The following is a 17,122-nucleotide window of genomic DNA, read 5'->3' as shown; positions in this document are numbered from 1 at the left end:
TCATGTTGATTCTGAAGAATGTCACCGCAGTGCAGTTACACCCGGCGAAAGTGCAGGAAGGCGTTGATATCGCTATCGAAAATGATGTGATTGTCGCTATCGGCGATGCCCTGACACAACGCTACCCCGATGCCAGCTACAAAGAGATGCATGGTCGGATTGTGATGCCGGGAATTGTCTGCTCGCATAACCATTTTTACTCGGGACTTTCCCGCGGAATTATGGCAAACATCGCCCCCTGCCCGGATTTCATCTCAACGCTGAAAAATCTCTGGTGGCGGCTCGATCGCGCCCTTGATGAAGAGTCGCTCTATTACAGCGGACTGATTTGTTCCCTGGAAGCGATTAAGAGCGGATGTACATCAGTTATCGATCACCATGCCTCTCCGGCGTATATCGGCGGGTCGCTCTCCACATTGCGCAACGCATTTTTAAAAGTTGGCCTGCGCGCGATGACCTGTTTTGAAACTACTGACCGTAACAACGGCATCAAAGAGTTGCAGGAAGGTGTAGAAGAAAACATCCGCTTCGCCCGTCAGATTGATGAGGCGAAGAAAGCAGCAACCGAGCCGTATCTGGTGGAAGCTCATATCGGCGCTCACGCGCCGTTTACCGTGCCGGATGCCGGTCTGGAGATGCTGCGTGAAGCCGTGAAAGCCACAGGTCGTGGTTTGCACATTCACGCTGCGGAAGATCTTTATGACGTTTCCTACAGTCACCACTGGTACGGCAAAGACCTGCTGGCACGACTGGCGCAATTCGATCTCATCGACAGCAAAACGCTGGTCGCTCATGGGCTGTACTTGTCGAAAGATGACATCGCCCTACTCAATCAGCGCGATGCGTTCCTGGTGCATAACGCCCGTTCAAACATGAACAACCATGTCGGCTACAACCATCACCTTAGCGACATCCGCAATCTGGCGTTGGGAACGGACGGCATTGGTTCGGACATGTTTGAAGAGATGAAATTTGCCTTCTTTAAACATCGCGATGCGGGTGGTCCGCTGTGGCCTGGCAGTTTTGCCAAAGCCCTGACTAACGGTAACGAACTGATGAGCCGCAACTTTGGCGCGAAATTTGGGCTTCTGGAAGCCGGTTACAAAGCTGATTTAACCATTTGCGATTACAACTCGCCGACGCCGCTGTTGGCAGACAATATCGCCGGGCATATCGCTTTCGGTATGGGCTCAGGCAGCGTTCACAGCGTGATGGTCAATGGTGTGATGGTCTATGAAGACCGTCAGTTTAACTTCGATTGCGATTCCATTTATGCGCAAGCCAGAAAAGCCGCTGCCAGTATGTGGCGTCGGATGGATGCGCTGGCATAAATGACAGATACCCTCTTCCCGCAGGGAAGAGGGTTAAATAAGGAAAGAAGATGATTGAACAATTTTTCAGGCCCGACTCTGTCGAACAGGCGCTGGAACTGAAGCGCCGCTACCAGGATGAAGCCGTCTGGTTCGCCGGGGGCAGCAAACTCAATGCTACACCAACCCGTACCGATAAAAAGATTGCCATTTCCTTACAGGATCTGGAACTGGACTGGGTTGACTGGGATAACGGTGCACTGCGGATTGGTGCAATGTCTCGCTTGCAGCCACTGCGTGATGCGCGATTTATTCCTGCAGCACTGCGTGAAGCCCTCGGTTTTGTTTACTCACGCCATGTTCGTAATCAGTCGACCATTGGTGGTGAAATCGCCGCCCGGCAGGAAGAGTCGGTGCTGCTTCCCGTCCTGCTGGCACTGGATGCTGAACTGGTTTTTGGCAACGGCGAAACGCTGTCAATCGAGGACTACCTGGCCTGCCCATGCGATCGCCTGTTAACCGAAATTATCATTAAAGATCCGTATCGCACCTGTGCGACCCGCAAAATTAGCCGTTCTCAGGCAGGTTTAACCGTCGTGACGGCAGCCGTTGCAATGACAGACCACGACGGTATGCGAATTGCGCTGGATGGCGTAGCCAGTAAAGCACTGCGTCTGCATGATGTTGAAACTCAAAATCTGGAAGGCAATGCACTTGAACAGGCTGTCGCCAACGCCATTTTCCCGCAGGAAGATTTGCGGGGCAGCGTGGCCTATAAACGCTATATCACGGGAGTTCTGGTAGCCGACCTGTATGCCGACTGCCAACAGGCTGGGGAGGAAGCCGTATGATCATCCACTTTACTTTAAATGGCGCGCCTCAGGAGCTAACCGTTAATCCAAGCGAAAACGTGCAAAAGCTGTTGTTTAACATGGGAATGCACTCTGTACGCAACAGTGATGATGGTTTTGGGTTTGCCGGTTCTGACGCAATTATCTTTAACGGTAATATCGTTAACGCGTCCTTGCTTATCGCCGCACAGTTAGAGAAGGCAGATATTCGTACCGCAGAATCTCTGGGCAAATGGAATGAGTTAAGTCTGGTTCAACAGGCCATGGTTGATGTTGGCGTGGTGCAGTCTGGTTATAACGATCCAGCTGCGGCTCTGATTATCACCGATCTTCTCGATCGCATCGACGCACCTACCCGCGAAGAGATCGACGACGCGCTCTCAGGTCTGTTTAGCCGCGATGCTGGCTGGCAGCAATACTATCAGGTCATTGAACTGGCGGTTGCACGTAAAAATAATCCGCAGGCCACCATTGATATCGCTCCGACTTTCCGTGACGACCTTGAAGTCATTGGCAAGCATTATCCTAAAACTGATGCCGCGAAAATGGTGCAGGCGAAACCCTGCTATGTTGAAGATCGCGTAACGGCTGACGCCTGCGTCATTAAAATGTTACGTAGCCCACACGCTCACGCACTGATTACTCATCTGGATGTCAGCAAAGCTGAAGCCTTACCGGGCGTCGTTCACGTTATTACTCACCTGAATTGCCCGGATATTTACTATACCCCGGGTGGTCAGAGCGCACCGGAACCGTCACCGCTTGACCGCCGAATGTTCGGCAAGAAAATGCGTCACGTCGGCGATCGCGTTGCTGCGGTCGTCGCTGAAAGTGAAGACATTGCGCTCGAAGCACTGAAGCTCATCGACGTTGAATATGAAGTGCTTAAGCCGGTAATGTCGATTGACGAGGCAATGGCGGAAGATGCGCCTGTCGTGCACGATGAACCGGTGGTGTATGTTGCTGGTGCACCAGATACTCTGGAGGAAGATAACCGTCATGCAGCCCAGCGCGGCGAGCATATGATCATCAACTTCCCGATCGGTTCTCGCCCACGCAAAAATATCGCTGCCAGTATTCATGGTCATATTGGTGATATGGACAAAGGCTTTGCCGATGCCGATGTGATCATTGAGCGAACCTATAACTCAACGCAGGCACAGCAGTGCCCGACTGAAACACATATCTGCTTTACCCGTATGGACGGCGATCGTCTGGTGATCCACGCCTCCACCCAGGTACCATGGCACTTACGCCGCCAGGTCGCGCGCCTCGTGGGCATGAAACAACATAAAGTTCATGTCATTAAAGAACGTGTAGGCGGCGGTTTTGGCTCTAAACAGGACATCCTGCTGGAAGAAGTGTGCGCCTGGGCAACTTGCGTGACCGGGCGTCCGGTACTTTTCCGCTACACCCGTGAAGAAGAGTTTATTGCTAACACCTCTCGTCACGTCGCGAAAGTCACCGTCAAACTGGGCGCGAAAAAAGATGGTCGCCTGACGGCAGTGAAGATGGATTTCCGCGCCAACACGGGTCCTTACGGTAACCACTCACTCACCGTACCGTGTAACGGACCGGCGCTGTCGCTGCCGTTATATCCATGCGATAACGTCGATTTTCAGGTCACCACCTACTACAGCAACATTTGCCCAAATGGTGCTTATCAGGGTTATGGCGCGCCGAAAGGTAACTTCGCTATCACCATGGCATTAGCGGAACTGGCTGAACAGTTACAGATCGACCAACTGGAAATTATCGAACGTAACCGGGTACACGAAGGGCAAGAGCTGAAAATTCTCGGTGCAATCGGTGAAGGTAAAGCGCCGACATCCGTTCCTTCCGCCGCCAGCTGCGCACTGGAAGAGATCCTGCGTCAGGGTCGCGAGATGATCCAATGGTCTTCACCGAAACCGCAAAACGGTGACTGGCACATCGGTCGTGGCGTCGCCATTATCATGCAGAAATCGGGTATCCCGGATATCGATCAGGCTAACTGCATGATCAAACTGGAATCAGACGGTACCTTTATCGTTCATTCTGGCGGTGCGGATATTGGTACTGGTTTGGATACTGTGGTGACGAAACTGGCAGCAGAAGTGCTGCACTGCCCCCCGCAGGACGTGCATGTTATCTCCGGTGATACCGATCATGCGTTGTTTGATAAAGGCGCATATGCCTCGTCCGGTACTTGCTTCTCGGGTAACGCTGCGCGTTTGGCAGCGGAAAATCTGCGGGAGAAAATCCTGTTCCACGGCGCGCAAATGTTGGGTGAGCCAGTGGCAGATGTTCAACTAGCAACGCCGGGCGTCGTTCGCGGCAAGAAAGGCGAAGTTAGTTTCGGAGAGATAGCCCATAAAGGCGAAACCGGCACCGGCTTTGGTTCACTGGTGGGAACTGGCAGTTATATCACGCCTGATTTCGCCTTCCCGTATGGCGCAAACTTCGCTGAAGTTGCCGTCAACACGCGTACGGGTGAAATCCGCCTGGATAAATTCTACGCCTTGCTGGACTGCGGTACACCGGTCAATCCAGAGTTAGCGCTGGGACAAATCTACGGTGCCACCCTGCGTGCTATCGGCCACAGTATGAGCGAAGAGATCATTTATGACGCCGAAGGTCACCCGTTAACGCGTGATTTACGCAGTTACGGCGCACCGAAAATTGGTGACATTCCGCGTGATTTCCGCGCTGTGCTGGTGCCGAGCGACGATAAAGTCGGCCCATTCGGGGCGAAATCGATCTCGGAAATCGGTGTAAATGGCGCCGCTCCGGCGATTGCTACCGCAATTCACGATGCCTGCGGCATCTGGTTACGCGAATGGCATTTCACACCGGAGAAAATACTCACCGCGCTGGAAAAAATATAAGTAATAAATGGCCGCTTCGGCGGCCTGTTTCTCTGTTTGAACGATGACTAAATAGTGACTGCGAAAATGAGATAAGCCGTTCTCAAGGCGTCCTGCGCCCCAAATTCGTGGGAATTTATTTTACTAATTCAGATGATCAAATTTACTTTAAAAGGAGTGAAGGGATGTCTGATATAAACCATGCAGGTTCTGACCTTATATTTGAACTGGAGGATCGTCCTCCCTTTCATCAGGCTCTCGTAGGTGCCATTACCCATCTGTTGGCAATTTTCGTTCCGATGGTAACCCCCGCGTTAATCGTAGGTGCGGCCTTACAGCTTTCCGCTGAAACAACTGCCTATCTTGTTTCTATGGCGATGATCGCCTCTGGTATTGGTACCTGGTTACAAGTAAACCGCTACGGCATCGTCGGTTCTGGTTTACTTTCAATTCAGTCAGTCAATTTTTCATTTGTTACGGTCATGATTGCGCTGGGCAGCAGCATGAAAAGCGACGGTTTTCACGAAGAGTTAATCATGTCGTCGCTCCTCGGCGTCTCCTTCGTTGGCGCATTTCTGGTTGTCGGCTCTTCTTTTATCCTGCCCTATTTACGTCGGGTTATTACGCCTACCGTCAGCGGCATTGTGGTGCTGATGATCGGCTTAAGCCTGATTAAAGTCGGCATTATTGATTTTGGTGGAGGATTTGCAGCCAAAAGCAGCGGTACGTTCGGCAATTACGAACATCTCGGCGTTGGTTTATTGGTTTTGATTGTGGTGATCGGCTTTAACTGCTGCCGCAGTCCGTTGCTACGCATGGGAGGGATCGCCATTGGGCTATGTGTCGGCTATATCGCATCGTTATGCCTGGGCATGGTGGATTTCAGCAGTATGCGCAATTTGCCGTTAATCACCATCCCGCATCCGTTCAAATACGGCTTTAGTTTTAGCTTCCATCAGTTCCTGGTGGTTGGCACGATTTATCTGCTTAGCGTGCTGGAAGCAGTCGGCGATATCACCGCCACGGCAATGGTTTCCCGCCGCCCCATTCAGGGGGAAGAGTATCAGTCCCGACTGAAAGGCGGCGTGCTGGCAGATGGTCTGGTTTCTGTTATCGCCTCCGCTGTCGGATCATTACCATTAACCACGTTTGCGCAAAATAATGGGGTTATTCAGATGACTGGCGTCGCTTCACGTTATGTCGGGCGAACCATCGCGGTAATGCTGGTTATCCTCGGCTTGTTTCCGATGATTGGCGGCTTCTTCACAACCATACCCTCGGCAGTTCTGGGAGGCGCAATGACGTTGATGTTTTCCATGATTGCCATCGCAGGGATTCGCATCATCATCACCAACGGTTTAAAGCGCCGAGAAACACTTATTGTCGCCACGTCTTTAGGTTTAGGGCTTGGCGTCTCCTACGATCCCGAAATTTTTAAAATATTGCCAGCCTCTATTTATGTATTAGTTGAAAACCCTATTTGTGCTGGCGGGTTAACTGCGATTTTATTAAATATTATCCTCCCTGGTGGCTACCGACAGGAAAACGTTCTGCCTGGTATTACCTCAGCGGAAGAGATGGATTAACAGTAAAGGAGTCAATGATGTCAGGAGAACACACGTTAAAAGCGGTACGAGGCAGTTTTATTGATGTCACCCGTACGGTCGATAACCCGGAAGAAATTGCCTCTGCGCTGCGGTTTATTGAGGATGGTTTATTACTCATTAAACAGGGAAAAGTGGAATGGTTTGGCGAATGGGAAGACGGAAAGCATCAAATTCCTGACACCATTCGCGTGCGCGACTATCGCGGCAAACTGATAGTACCGGGCTTTGTCGATACACATATCCATTATCCGCAAAGTGAAATGGTGGGGGCCTATGGTGAACAATTGCTGGAGTGGTTGAATAAACACACCTTCCCTACTGAACGTCGTTATGAGGATTTAGAGTACGCCCGCGAGATGTCGGCGTTCTTCATCAAGCAGCTTTTACGTAACGGAACCACCACGGCGCTGGTGTTTGGCACTGTTCATCCACAATCCGTTGATGCGCTGTTTGAAGCCGCCAGTCATATCAATATGCGTATGATTGCCGGTAAGGTGATGATGGACCGAAACGCACCGGATTATCTGCTCGACACTGCCGAAAGCAGCTATCACCAAAGCAAAGAACTGATTGAACGCTGGCACAAAAATGGTCGTCTGTTGTATGCGATTACGCCACGCTTCGCCCCTACCTCATCTCCTGAACAGATGGCGATGGCGCAACGCCTGAAAGAAGAATATCCGGATACGTGGGTACATACCCATCTCTGTGAAAACAAAGATGAAATTGCCTGGGTCAAATCGCTTTATCCTGACCATGATGGTTATCTGGATGTTTACCATCAGTACGGTCTGACCGGTAAAAACTGTGTCTTTGCTCACTGCGTCCATCTCGAAGAAAAAGAGTGGGATCGTCTCAGCGAAACCAAATCCAGCATTGCTTTCTGTCCGACCTCCAACCTTTACCTCGGCAGCGGCTTATTCAACTTGAAAAAAGCATGGCAGAAGAAAGTCAAAGTGGGCATGGGAACGGATATCGGTGCCGGAACAACTTTTAACATGCTGCAAACGCTGAACGAAGCCTACAAGGTATTGCAATTACAAGGCTATCGCCTCTCGGCATATGAAGCGTTTTACCTGGCCACGCTCGGCGGAGCGAAATCTCTGGGCCTTGACGATTTGATTGGCAACTTTTTACCTGGCAAAGAGGCTGATTTCGTGGTGATGGAACCCACTGCCACTCCGCTACAGCAGCTGCGCTATGACAACTCTGTTTCTTTAGTCGACAAATTGTTCGTGATGATGACGTTGGGCGATGACCGTTCGATCTACCGCACCTACGTTGATGGTCGTCTGGTGTACGAACGCAACTAATAATAAAACTTTAACATCCTCGTGAGGACATCATTATGTCTGGAGACATCCTACAAACACCGGACGCACCAAAGCCACAGGGCGCGCTGGATAATTATTTTAAAATTACCGCTCGTGGCAGTACCGTTCGTCAGGAAGTACTGGCTGGCTTAACGACCTTTCTGGCCATGGTTTATTCCGTTATCGTCGTTCCGGGAATGCTGGGCAAAGCAGGTTTTCCTCCCGCAGCTGTGTTTGTTGCCACCTGTCTGGTCGCGGGCTTCGGCTCGTTGCTGATGGGATTATGGGCCAATTTGCCAATGGCGATTGGTTGCGCGATTTCCTTGACGGCGTTTACCGCATTCAGTCTGGTTCTCGGGCAACAAATTAGCGTTCCTGTCGCACTGGGCGCGGTCTTTCTGATGGGCGTCATCTTCACCGCTATTTCCGTAACCGGTGTGCGTACCTGGATCTTACGTAATTTACCGATGGGTATCGCTCACGGTACAGGTATCGGTATCGGCCTGTTTCTGCTGCTGATTGCTGCTAACGGTGTGGGTATGGTTATCAAAAACCCGATTGAAGGCTTGCCAGTGGCGCTCGGTGCGTTTACCTCCTTCCCGGTGATGATGAGCTTGCTGGGGCTGGCGGTCATCTTCGGTCTGGAGAAGTGCCGCGTACCCGGCGGGATCTTGTTGGTGATTATCGCAATTTCGATTATCGGCTTAATCTTTGACCCAGCGGTGAAATACCACGGTCTGGTGGCGATGCCAAGTCTGACTGGCGAAGATGGTAAGTCTCTGATTTTCAGCCTCGATATTATGGGCGCACTCCAGCCAACCGTACTTCCGAGTGTACTGGCATTGGTGATGACCGCAGTGTTCGACGCCACTGGCACCATCCGTGCCGTCGCCGGTCAGGCGAATTTGTTGGATAAAGACAACCAGATCATCAATGGCGGCAAAGCCCTGACCAGTGACTCAGTAAGTTCAATATTCTCCGGTCTGGTGGGCGCAGCGCCCGCAGCGGTTTATATCGAATCAGCGGCAGGAACCGCCGCCGGGGGTAAAACAGGGTTGACCGCAACCGTAGTGGGGGCGTTATTCCTGCTGATTCTGTTCTTATCACCGCTGTCATTTTTGATCCCTGGTTACGCCACTGCACCCGCTCTGATGTACGTGGGTTTGCTGATGTTAAGTAACGTCTCGAAGCTGGATTTCAACGATTTTATTGACGCAATGGCTGGCCTGGTGTGTGCCGTGTTCATCGTTCTGACTTGTAATATCGTTACCGGTATTATGCTGGGCTTTGTGACACTGGTCGTAGGCCGTGTCTTTGCTCGCGAATGGCAAAAGTTGAATATTGGTACGGTGATCATTACTGCCGCACTGGTCGCATTTTACGCGGGTGGTTGGGCAATCTAATAGATTCTCCGCGCCTTTCAGCGCGGAGATTTCTTTCACAGAGGATTCTCACCGCTGGCAACAATACGCTGCTGGCGGACTCGCCTGAGTTCTCTTTCAGTAAGCAACTGCAGCGCCTGTGTCGGGCAAGATTCAACACAGGCTGGCCCCTCTTCCCGCTGTTCACAGAGATCGCATTTCACAATTTGTTGTCGGGTATCCCCCGGCAACGACTGAATGGTGATCATTCCAAACGGGCACGCACTGACGCAACTCTGACAGCCAATACAACGGGCAGAATTGGTCTGCACCACCTGCTCGCCCATCGTCAGCGCCCCCACGGGGCAAGCGCCAACACAAGGGGCGTTTTCACACTGATGGCACATCACCGGCGCACTGATGCTGTCCAGTCGCTGTACCTTCAGCCGGGGTAAAAAGACATCGGCATTCAACTCCTGTTCTGAAGGGTGAGCGACCACACAGGCTACTTCACAAGTACGGCAGCCAATACAGTCAGCCGGATTAACGATAATTAACGATTTCATCACGATGCCTTCGTATTAAACAGAGTTAACATATCGCGCGCCGCCTGCCTTCCTGCGGCCATTGCAGTGACAACCAGATCCGCGCCATGAACTGCATCACCACCAGCAAAGACTTTTTTCAGATGCGTCTGGGTAGGTAAATACCCGACGTCACCGGTTTGAATCAGGCCCCATTTATCGAGTTTAATTCCGCTGCCCTGCAACCACGGCATGGTATGTGCCTGGAAACCAAAGGCCATAATGAGAACATCGGCGGGCAATTCAAACTCTGAACCCGCAACCGGACGAGGACGACGGCGACCATCCGGCCCCGGCTCACCCATAGCGGTACGAATCAGGCCCACCGCCGTTAAGCGTCCATCTTCATCACAAGCGATATATTGCGGCTGAACATTGAACTGAAACTCGACACCTTCCTCGCGCGCATTGACCACCTCTTTGCGCGAGCCCGGCATACTGACTTCATCACGACGATACGCGCAGGTCACGCTGGCGGCATTGAGGCGGATGGAAGTCCGCAAACAATCCATGGTCGTATCGCCACCGCCCAATACCACGACTCGCTTACCTTCCACATCCGTCAGCGGATACTCTTCAGACTCCGGCAACCCCATGAGCTGGCGGGTATGGGCAGTCAGGAACGGTAACGCCTGAATGACACCGGGCGCATCTTCATGCGGCAGATCTGCTCGCATCATCCCGTAAGTCCCCACGCCGATGAAAACTGCATCATATTCAGAAGTTAAATCGCTAAAGGTAATATCGCGGCCAATTTCACAGTTAAGATGAAAGTCGATTCCCATTGCGGTGAATATCTCTCGCCGCTGGCTTAATACCGTTTTATCGAGTTTGAAAGGAGGTATGCCAAAAGTCAGCATACCGCCAATTTCTGGATGGCGATCAAAGACATCAACCTGAACTCCCGCGCGCGCCAGAATATCAGCACACCCTAACCCTGCAGGCCCTGCGCCAATCACCGCCACTTTTTCGCTACGGGGAACAACTTTGCTGACATCGGGACGCCAGCCCATCGCCAGCGCGGTATCGGTAATGTAGCGTTCCAGATTCCCGATAGAGACTGCGCCAGAGTGATCTTTCAAAGTACATGCGCCTTCACAAAGACGGTCCTGTGGACATACCCTGCCGCAGATTTCGGGTAAGGAACTGGTCTGGTGGCAAAGTTCTGCCGCTTCAATAATCTTTCCTTCCTGCACCAGACGGATGTAATCCGGAATAGCGTTATGCAGCGGGCAATGCCAGTTGCAGTTAGCTTTTTCGGCGCAATAAACACAGCGGTCACTCTCATAAGTCGCTTGTTGTGGATCCAGCCCGTAATAGATTTCGCCAAAGTGGGTTTTCCGTTCACTCGCTGAAATTTTATCTGCGCCTTTACGCGAGTTAACGGGGAGCAACGCTGCACTGCGAGATGGCTGAGCGTCTGATGACGCTTTTCCTGCTGCCGTTTTGCGCTGGCGGGCCACCTTTATCTGCTGCAACCCTTTATCGTCCATCAGCCGTAACGCCTGTGTTGGGCAGACGTCAATACAGGCTTGCGTGCCGGAACTGCGCTGGTTACAAAGGTCGCATTTCTGTGCAATCGTATCGACCATCTCAACGACGCCAAAGGGGCAAGCGATTGCGCATCTTTTACAACCAATACATTTTTGCTCGTCCAGTTGTACGCTATCGGACTGGAAAGTCAGAGCATTAACCGGACAAGCCGTAACGCAAGGGGCATTGTTGCAGTGATGGCAGGCCACCGGATTCGCAGCCTGGCCTTTCCCTACAACGTGGATACGCGGTCGAAAGTCACTGTGACTCAGCGGCCAGTTTTCTTGATTATGTGCCACCGCACAGGCAATTTCACAAGCATGGCAGCCTATACATTCCGCAGCTTCAGCAGCGATAAACTTATTCATTTGCATCCCTTTCATTTAATGAGTTATGTCTTCTCAAATTTCGCGATGCAATAAACGGGCATATATTAGGTAGCATGACCGTTTTAATTATAATTTTGCAACTGAGTTCAAATTATTGCCCCTCAATCTATGCCGCTTTCATTATTTCAACATTGCCGATCAAAAGAATGCTATCCAGATAAAAACGATTAAATGCGAGAGTGCGACATGCCAGAATGATTAATGAAATATCAATATGAGAAAATTACAGATAATTCCATTGTCAGGTTCTCTTCTCATTTTCGTGGTTTAACCACGATTATGTGATTGCCTCCGCAATTCCTGTCTCTAACTCCCCTTCCTCGCAAAAACTGGCACTCCACGAGCATGTGTTTAGACAGTTTCATGAACATAAACGGTTGCTTTTTACTCTGGCGGGCGAAAGGAGAAACACTGATGAGCGCCATAGATTCCCAACTTCCCTCATCTTCTGGGCAAGACCGCCCAACTGATGAGGTTGACCGCATATTATCACCAGGAAAGCTGATCATACTCGGTCTGCAACACGTCCTTGTCATGTACGCAGGTGCAGTCGCTGTTCCTCTTATGATTGGTGACCGACTCGGCCTATCAAAAGAAGCTATTGCGATGCTCATTAGCTCGGATCTCTTTTGCTGCGGGATCGTCACATTATTGCAATGTATCGGTATCGGCCGCTTTATGGGGATCCGCCTGCCGGTGATTATGTCGGTGACCTTCGCCGCTGTAACACCAATGATAGCCATTGGTATGAACCCGGATATCGGCCTGCTGGGGATATTCGGTGCCACTATCGCCGCGGGTTTTATCACCACATTATTAGCGCCACTTATCGGTCGCTTGATGCCTTTATTCCCGCCACTGGTTACCGGTGTGGTTATTACTTCTATCGGACTTAGCATCATTCAGGTGGGTATTGACTGGGCCGCCGGAGGTAAAGGGAATCCGCAATATGGTAATCCCGTTTATTTGGGGATCTCCTTTGCCGTCTTAATTTTTATCTTGCTCATTACTCGCTATGCGAAAGGATTTATGTCCAACGTCGCCGTATTACTGGGGATTGTATTTGGCTTTTTACTTTCGTGGATGATGAATGAAGTCAATTTATCCGGGCTACATGATGCTTCATGGTTTGCGATTGTCACGCCGATGTCATTTGGTATGCCGATTTTCGATCCCGTTTCCATTCTGACCATGACTGCCGTGTTAATCATCGTGTTTATCGAGTCGATGGGGATGTTCCTGGCACTGGGTGAAATAGTCGGTCGTAAACTCTCTTCACACGATATTATTCGCGGGCTGCGTGTCGATGGTGTAGGGACAATGATAGGCGGAACGTTTAACAGCTTCCCCCACACGTCATTTTCTCAAAACGTTGGCCTGGTTAGCGTGACGCGCGTTCATAGCCGCTGGGTGTGTATTTCTTCGGGAATTATATTAATCATGTTTGGCATGGTGCCAAAAATGGCGGTGCTGGTCGCCTCCATTCCGCAATTTGTGCTGGGCGGTGCTGGGCTGGTGATGTTCGGCATGGTACTGGCGACAGGGATTCGAATTCTGTCGCGCTGTAACTACACCACTAACCGTTACAACCTCTATATTGTGGCGATCAGTCTCGGCGTTGGCATGACTCCGACGCTCTCTCACGATTTCTTTTCTAAGTTACCGGCCGTACTGCAACCGTTGCTGCATAGCGGCATTATGCTCGCAACCCTTAGCGCCGTTGTGCTGAACGTCTTCTTTAATGGCTATCAGCATCATGCTGATCTGGTGAAGGAATCCGTCTCTGATAAAGATTTAAAAGTCAGGACAGTACGTATGTGGCTTCTGATGCGCAAGCTGAAGAAAAATGAGCATGGAGAATAATATGAATCTTTTAATGCGCGCTATATTCAGTCTGTTGTTGCTTTTTACTCTCTCTATTCCTGTCATTTCTGACTGTGTTGCAATGGCCATTGAAAGTCGCTTCAAATATATGATGCTGCTTTTTTAAATGGTTTTACCTGTCGACATCCGCTCAAAACGGGCGGTTGTCGATAAACGCTCACTTGGTTAATCATTTCACTCTTCAATTATCTATAATGATGAGTGATTAGAATTACATGTGAGAAATTATGCAAACGGAACACGTCATTTTATTGAATGCACAGGGAGTTCCCACGGGTACGCTGGAAAAGTATGCCGCACACACGGCAGACACCCTCTTACATCTCGCGTTCTCCAGTTGGCTGTTTAATGCCAAGGGGCAATTATTAGTTACCCGCCGCGCACTGAGCAAAAAAGCATGGCCTGGCGTGTGGACTAACTCGGTTTGTGGGCACCCACAACAGGGAGAAAGCAACGAAGACGCAGTGATCCGCCGTTGCCGTTATGAGCTTGGCGTGGAAATTACGCCTCCTGAATCTATCTATCCTGACTTTCGCTACCGCGCCACCGATCCGAATGGCATTGTGGAAAATGAAGTGTGTCCGGTATTTGCCGCACGCACGACCAGTGCGTTACAGATCAACGATGATGAAGTGATGGATTATCAATGGTGTGATTTAGCAGATGTATTACACGGTATTGATGCCACACCGTGGGCGTTCAGTCCGTGGATGGTGATGCAGGCGACAAATCGCGAAGCCAGAAAACGATTATCTGCATTTACCCATCTTAAATAAAAAACCCCGACATTTGCCGGGGTTGTGAGCATAACGTAATGCTTATTTTACCGGACGCATCGCCGGGAACAGAATAACGTCGCGGATGGTATGGCTGTTGGTGAACAGCATTACCATACGGTCGATACCAATTCCCAGACCTGCTGTCGGCGGTAAGCCGTGTTCCAGTGCGGTGACATAATCTTCGTCGTAGAACATCGCTTCGTCGTCGCCTGCGTCTTTCGCGGCAACCTGATCCAGGAAGCGCTGCGCCTGATCTTCCGCGTCATTCAGCTCGCTAAAGCCGTTACCGATTTCACGACCACCAATGAAGAACTCAAAGCGGTCTGTGATTTCCGGGTTAACGTCGTTACGACGCGCCAGCGGAGAAACTTCTGCCGGATATTCAGTAATGAAGGTCGGCTGGATCAGATGAGCTTCTGCCACTTCTTCGAAGATCTCGGTAACGATACGGCCCAGACCCCAGCTCTTCTCAACGTGGATGCCGATAGATTCAGCAATCGCTTTCGCAGAGTCGAAGTTGTCCAGATCCGCCATGTCGGTTTCCGGGCGATATTTCTTGATCGCTTCACGCATGGTCAGTTTTTCGAACGGTTTACCGAAGTCCAGCGTCACGTCGCCGTAGGTCACTTCCGTCTTACCGAGAATATCCTGTGCCAGAGTACGGAACAGCGATTCGGTCAGCTCGATCAGATCTTTGTAATCTGCGTAAGCCATATAGAGTTCCATCATGGTGAACTCTGGGTTATGACGTACGGAAATACCTTCGTTACGGAAGTTACGGTTGATTTCGAATACACGCTCGAAGCCACCGACCACCAGACGCTTGAGGTACAGTTCCGGCGCGATACGCAGGTACATGTCGAGATCCAGCGCGTTATGGTGAGTGATAAACGGACGCGCAGCGGCACCGCCAGGGATCACCTGCATCATCGGCGTTTCAACTTCCATAAAGCCGCGGTTCACCATGAACTGGCGAATACCAGAGAGGATCTGCGAGCGCACTTTAAAGGTGTTGCGGGATTCATCGTTAGAGATGAGATCCAGATAACGCTGACGATAGCGCGCTTCCTGGTCCTGCAAGCCGTGGAATTTATCCGGCAGCGGACGCAGTGCTTTGGTCAGCAGACGCAGCTCGGTACAGTGGATAGACAGTTCGCCAGTTTTGGTTTTGAACAGTTTACCTTTCGCGCCGAGGATATCGCCGAGGTCCCATTTTTTGAACTGCTCGTTGTAAACGCCTTCCGGCAGATCGTCACGGGCAACGTACAGCTGAATGCGGCCACCCACATCCTGCAGGGTAACGAAAGACGCTTTACCCATAATACGGCGGGTCATCATGCGGCCAGCAACGGCGACTTCGATGTTCAGCGCTTCCAGTTCTTCGTTCTCTTTACCGTCGAATTCTGCGTGCAATTGGTCAGAGGTATGATCGCGACGGAAATCGTTCGGGAAGGCAATCCCCTGCTCGCGCAGGTTCGCCAGCTTCTCACGACGCGTTTTCAGTTCATTGTTAAGATCGACTACCGCGTCAGCGCCCTGTGCGTGTTGTTCAGACATGTTGGTTCCTCATAACCCTGCTTTCAAACTTGCTTCGATAAATTGATCCAGGCTGCCGTCCAGCACGGCCTGCGTGTTGCGGGTTTCTACCCCGGTACGCAGATCTTTAATGCGGGAGTCATCAAGGACATAAGAACGAATCTGGCTGCCCCAGCCGATGTCGGATTTATTATCTTCCATCGCCTGTTTCTCGGCATTTTTCTTCTGCATCTCCAGTTCATAAAGCTTCGCTTTCATCTGCTTCATGGCCTGGTCTTTGTTCTTGTGCTGGGAACGGTCGTTCTGGCATTGGGTCACGATCCCGGTTGGGATGTGAGTAATACGCACCGCAGATTCGGTACGGTTAACGTGCTGACCGCCCGCGCCAGATGCGCGATAAACGTCGATGCGCAGATCCGCCGGATTGATTTCGATATCGATATCATCATCAACTTCCGGGTAAACAAACGCGGAGCTGAACGACGTGTGGCGACGACCGCCGGAGTCAAACGGGCTCTTACGCACCAGGCGGTGAACGCCGGTTTCTGTACGCAGCCAGCCATAAGCGTAATCGCCGGAGATTTTGATCGTTACGGATTTAATACCCGCCACTTCACCTTCCGACTCTTCGATGATTTCAGTTTTGAAACCACGCGATTCTGCCCAGCGCAGATACATACGCTCAAGCATGCTCGCCCAGTCCTGTGCTTCCGTACCGCCAGACCCCGCCTGAATATCGAGGTAGCAGTCGGCGCTGTCATATTCGCCAGAGAACATACGGCGGAACTCAAGCTGCGCCAGTTTTTCTTCCAGAGCGTCGAGTTCAGCAACGGCTTCGTTAAAGGTTTCTTCGTCGTCAGCTTCTACAGCCAGTTCCAGCAGACCAGAAACATCTTCCAGCCCCTGTTTCATTTGGTCGAGGGTGTCGACAACGGCTTCGAGGGAGGAACGCTCTTTACCCAGCGCCTGTGCGCGTTCGGGTTCGTTCCAGACATCCGGCTGTTCCAGCTCGGCGTTTACTTCTTCCAGACGCTCTTTCTTGGCGTCGTAGTCAAAGATACCCCCTAAGAACGTCGGAGCGTTCCGTGAGGTCCTGAATGCGATTATTTACCGGATTAATTTCAAACAT

14 protein-coding genes are annotated in these 17,122 nt (G+C 51.2%); 9 read left to right on the top strand and 5 right to left on the bottom strand.

Annotation, left to right across the window (positions count from 1 at the left end; genetic code table 11):
- The first annotated feature begins 2 nt into the window (after window positions 1-2).
- The 6 genes from ssnA to ghxQ all read left to right on the top strand — a co-directional run bounded on the left by ssnA (window position 3) and on the right by ghxQ (window position 9,330).
- Window positions 3-1,331: a putative aminohydrolase SsnA gene (ssnA, locus tag ACJHWT_RS12470; RefSeq protein ID WP_000906291.1), complete on the top strand. Its 1,329-nt coding sequence runs from the start codon at window positions 3-5 to the stop codon at window positions 1,329-1,331.
- A gap of 50 nt (window positions 1,332-1,381) precedes the next feature.
- Complete coding sequence (gene ygfM, locus ACJHWT_RS12465; RefSeq protein WP_000572463.1) at window positions 1,382-2,161, top strand: molybdopterin-dependent oxidoreductase FAD-binding subunit; 780 nt, start codon at window positions 1,382-1,384, stop codon at window positions 2,159-2,161.
- Complete coding sequence (locus tag ACJHWT_RS12460) at window positions 2,158-5,028, top strand: molybdopterin-dependent oxidoreductase Mo/Fe-S-binding subunit (RefSeq protein ID WP_000583666.1); 2,871 nt, start codon at window positions 2,158-2,160, stop codon at window positions 5,026-5,028. Before ygfM ends, ACJHWT_RS12460 begins: the two co-directional genes overlap by 4 nt.
- 164 nt (window positions 5,029-5,192) lie before the next feature.
- Window positions 5,193-6,593: a xanthine/proton symporter XanQ gene (gene xanQ / locus ACJHWT_RS12455; protein WP_001280192.1), complete on the top strand. Its 1,401-nt coding sequence runs from the start codon at window positions 5,193-5,195 to the stop codon at window positions 6,591-6,593.
- A 17-nt stretch (window positions 6,594-6,610) separates the two neighbouring features.
- Window positions 6,611-7,927 carry a guanine deaminase gene (gene guaD / locus ACJHWT_RS12450; RefSeq protein ID WP_001295158.1) on the top strand — a complete coding sequence of 439 codons (1,317 nt, stop codon included), beginning with the start codon at window positions 6,611-6,613 and terminating at the stop codon, window positions 7,925-7,927.
- A gap of 35 nt (window positions 7,928-7,962) precedes the next feature.
- On the top strand, window positions 7,963-9,330 hold the full coding sequence (ghxQ, locus tag ACJHWT_RS12445; protein ID WP_000012163.1) for a guanine/hypoxanthine transporter GhxQ: 1,368 nt from the start codon (window positions 7,963-7,965) through the stop codon (window positions 9,328-9,330).
- 35 nt (window positions 9,331-9,365) lie between these two features.
- Here the strand turns inward: ghxQ and ACJHWT_RS12440 are convergent, their stop codons facing one another.
- Together ACJHWT_RS12440 and ygfT are read right to left on the bottom strand one after the other, a co-directional pair.
- Window positions 9,366-9,854: a 4Fe-4S dicluster domain-containing protein gene (locus tag ACJHWT_RS12440; protein WP_000838428.1), complete on the bottom strand. Its 489-nt coding sequence runs from the start codon at window positions 9,852-9,854 to the stop codon at window positions 9,366-9,368.
- Window positions 9,854-11,773: a formate-dependent uric acid utilization protein YgfT gene (gene ygfT / locus ACJHWT_RS12435; RefSeq protein WP_001696121.1), complete on the bottom strand. Its 1,920-nt coding sequence runs from the start codon at window positions 11,771-11,773 to the stop codon at window positions 9,854-9,856. The genes ACJHWT_RS12440 and ygfT overlap by 1 nt, the downstream gene beginning before the upstream one ends.
- 435 nt (window positions 11,774-12,208) lie before the next feature.
- On the opposite strand from ygfT, the gene uacT reads away from it, so the two are divergent.
- Window positions 12,209-13,657 carry a urate/proton symporter UacT gene (gene uacT / locus ACJHWT_RS12430; RefSeq protein WP_001696122.1) on the top strand — a complete coding sequence of 483 codons (1,449 nt, stop codon included), beginning with the start codon at window positions 12,209-12,211 and terminating at the stop codon, window positions 13,655-13,657.
- Window position 13,658: 1 nt separating this feature from the next.
- Entirely contained in the window at window positions 13,659-13,784 is a 126-nt protein-coding gene (yqfG, locus tag ACJHWT_RS12425; RefSeq protein ID WP_001050745.1) for a protein YqfG, read from the top strand.
- Here yqfG and ACJHWT_RS12420 read toward each other — a convergent pair.
- Window positions 13,759-13,851 (bottom strand): hypothetical protein, encoded by a 93-nt coding sequence (locus tag ACJHWT_RS12420; protein WP_223344823.1) that lies wholly within the window; start codon window positions 13,849-13,851, stop codon window positions 13,759-13,761. The two genes, yqfG and ACJHWT_RS12420, sit on opposite strands and share 26 nt — an antisense overlap.
- Window positions 13,852-13,905: 54 nt before the next feature.
- On the opposite strand from ACJHWT_RS12420, the gene idi reads away from it, so the two are divergent.
- Complete coding sequence (idi, locus tag ACJHWT_RS12415; protein ID WP_001192808.1) at window positions 13,906-14,454, top strand: isopentenyl-diphosphate Delta-isomerase; 549 nt, start codon at window positions 13,906-13,908, stop codon at window positions 14,452-14,454.
- Between the two features lie 42 nt (window positions 14,455-14,496).
- Here idi and lysS read toward each other — a convergent pair whose 3' ends face one another.
- Together lysS and prfB are read right to left on the bottom strand one after the other, a co-directional pair.
- The gene (gene lysS, locus ACJHWT_RS12410; protein ID WP_000003071.1) at window positions 14,497-16,014 is read right to left on the bottom strand and encodes a lysine--tRNA ligase; all 1,518 of its coding nucleotides are present in this window, start codon (window positions 16,012-16,014) and stop codon (window positions 14,497-14,499) included.
- A 9-nt stretch (window positions 16,015-16,023) separates the two neighbouring features.
- Window positions 16,024-17,122, bottom strand: a protein-coding gene (gene prfB / locus ACJHWT_RS12405; RefSeq protein ID WP_001701073.1) for a peptide chain release factor 2 whose coding sequence is annotated in 2 segments (ribosomal slippage) — window positions 16,024-17,046 and window positions 17,048-17,122 — 1,098 coding nt in all. Because the reading frame shifts where the segments join, the coding sequence is not laid out codon by codon here.

The organism is Escherichia sp. WS338 (assembly GCF_046486405.1).
Taxonomy (GTDB): Bacteria; Pseudomonadota; Gammaproteobacteria; order Enterobacterales; family Enterobacteriaceae; genus Escherichia; species Escherichia coli.
The sequence above is the reverse complement of the archived record's forward strand: the minus strand, read 5'-3'. Positions and strand labels throughout refer to the sequence as shown.